The organism is Pseudomonas sp. NPDC087614 (assembly GCF_044743485.1).
GTDB lineage: Bacteria > Pseudomonadota > Gammaproteobacteria > Pseudomonadales > Pseudomonadaceae > Aquipseudomonas > Aquipseudomonas baetica_A.
On record NZ_JBIUWN010000189.1, the window covers coordinates 1 to 780 of the forward strand.

Annotated in this window: 2 protein-coding genes; both read left to right on the top strand. The window is 56.0% G+C overall.

Translation table 11 applies throughout. From position 1 onward, the window contains the following. Window positions 1-183, top strand: a 183-nt coding sequence (locus ACIOWA_RS28000; RefSeq protein WP_401162934.1) for a hypothetical protein, incomplete at its 5' end; no start/stop codon positions are given. Continuing rightward, complete coding sequence (locus ACIOWA_RS28005) at window positions 158-760, top strand: 50S ribosomal protein L25/general stress protein Ctc (protein WP_221731572.1); 603 nt, start codon at window positions 158-160, stop codon at window positions 758-760. The genes ACIOWA_RS28000 and ACIOWA_RS28005, both read left to right, overlap by 26 nt. Window positions 761-780 lie beyond the last annotated feature (20 nt).

Below are 780 nucleotides of genomic sequence, written 5' to 3' on the forward strand. Positions count from 1 at the left end.
CGCGATGTTCCGCTAAGGGCCCAGCCCTTCTCGAAATGTCTCGTTGACGAAAAGCGCCCCGCCCCGGCATTCCTGTCGGGGCGGGGCTTTTTTGCCCATACCGTGTTTGGCGCTGGTCGCAAACGCCGCTCGGTCATGGCTATTTTGGAGATACAGAATGAACGAATTTACTCTGAATGCTGAAGTGCGTTCCGACCTGGGGAAAGGTGCGAGCCGCCGCCTGCGTCGTCTCGCCGCTCTGGTTCCTGCTGTTGTTTACGGTGGCGAAAAAGCCCCTGAATCCATCAGCATGCTGGCCAAAGAAGTTGCCAAACTGCTCGAAAACGAAGCGGCTTACAGCCACATCATCGAGCTGAACGTTGGTGGCACCAAGCAAAACGTGATCATCAAAGCCCTGCAACGTCACCCGTCCAAAGGCCACGTGCTGCACGCTGACTTCGTACGCGTTGTAGCGGGCCAGAAACTGACCGCTATCGTTCCTGTGCACTTCGTCAACGAAGCTGCTCCAGTGAAGAAAGGCGGCGAGATTTCGCACGTTGTTGCTGAAATCGAAGTGACCTGCCTGCCGAAAGATCTGCCTGAGTTCATCGAAGTCGACCTGGCTAACGCTGAAATCGGTTCGATCATTCACCTGTCGGACCTCAAAGCGCCTAAAGGCGTTGAGTTCGTTGCTCTGGCACACGGCGATGACAAGGCTGTTGCCAACGTCCACGCTCCACGTGTTGCTCCAGAAGCTACCGAAGAAGGCGCAGCAGAGTAATTCACTCGGTCATGCCTGAG